At 42.0% G+C, this 1,007-nt stretch carries 3 protein-coding genes; 2 read left to right on the top strand and 1 reads right to left on the bottom strand.

The genetic code is table 11. From position 1 onward, the window contains the following. The coding region (locus tag ASC50_RS01235) for an OmpA family protein (protein ID WP_226995315.1) at window positions 1-473 on the top strand (473 nt) is incomplete at its 5' end. 27 nt (window positions 474-500) lie between these two features. On the opposite strand, the gene ASC50_RS07590 is transcribed toward ASC50_RS01235, so the two are convergent. Continuing rightward, the gene (locus ASC50_RS07590; protein ID WP_262482182.1) at window positions 501-635 is read right to left on the bottom strand and encodes a hypothetical protein; all 135 of its coding nucleotides are present in this window, start codon (window positions 633-635) and stop codon (window positions 501-503) included. Window positions 636-691: 56 nt separating this feature from the next. Here ASC50_RS07590 and ASC50_RS01230 point away from each other — a divergent pair. Then, a partial coding sequence (locus tag ASC50_RS01230) for an AAA family ATPase (RefSeq protein ID WP_158648240.1) occupies window positions 692-1,007 on the top strand: 316 nt, incomplete at its 3' end.

The following is a 1,007-nucleotide window of genomic DNA, read 5'->3' as shown; positions in this document are numbered from 1 at the left end:
CCCCGCTACCACCTTCGCCGGTTGACACGGTCAAAGTTGTGCGGAAGACGCCTGCCAAAGAAACAAGGCAGCAGCGTCAGCAAAGGATTGTAGATAAGGCACGGGTGCAGAAGCCCATAAATTTTGAAGTTGCCAAAAGCGACCTGTTACTCGCGAGCAGGGCTGCCCTGGACGTAGAAATACGCGACCTCAAAAGTCAGTTGGACGAAAAAATAACCTTGCTAAAGAAATACCCCAATTGGCATATCCGCATTGAAGGGCATACCGACGACACGGGTTCACAGGCACGAAATGAGATTTTGGGACAAGACCGCGCCGAAACCGTCAAAGCCTATATGATAGAACAAGGTATTCCGGCAGAAATAATTACAGAAACAGTCAGCAAAGCAGCCACAGAGCCTCTCGTGCCGAACAACAGCGTAGAAAACAGGCGAAAAAACAGACGCGTGGTGATAGTAATTGTAAAAGAGTGAAATTGACATCATAAGTAGGTAGCATTTTTACTGAAATTTTCCTCTTGCCCCCATTTTTTCCAAAAAACGACCAAATCTCGGTGCCATTTTTTCCAAAAAATGACCAAATCTCGGTGCCATTTTTTCCAAAAAATGACCAAATCTCGGTGCCATTTTTTCCAAAAAGTGTTTTTTTTTTCGTATCTTTGCAGCCTGAATTTGTAAATATATAATATAAAATGTACATTAAACGTTTGATAGACAGTAAATTATTGGATTGGAAGAAGGCAAAAATTCACAAGCCTATTTTGTTGCGCGGCGCGAGGCAAATTGGCAAGTCTTCTTCGGTCAGAGAATTTGGCAAACATTTCGATAATTTGGTTGAAATAAATTTTGAAAAGAAAGAACATTTGCAGACAAAAACGGTGTTCGAACTCTCTTCTTCTCCTCAAAAAATCGTTGAGGAACTCGAAGCTATGCACGGAGAGCCCATTAAAGCAGGAAAAACATTGTTATTTCTCGATGAAATTCAGGCTTGTACGCCTGCTATTGAGT

Source organism: Candidatus Symbiothrix dinenymphae (assembly GCF_001431085.1).
Note: the sequence above shows the minus strand (reverse complement) of the source record. Positions and strands in the feature narration are given on the sequence as shown.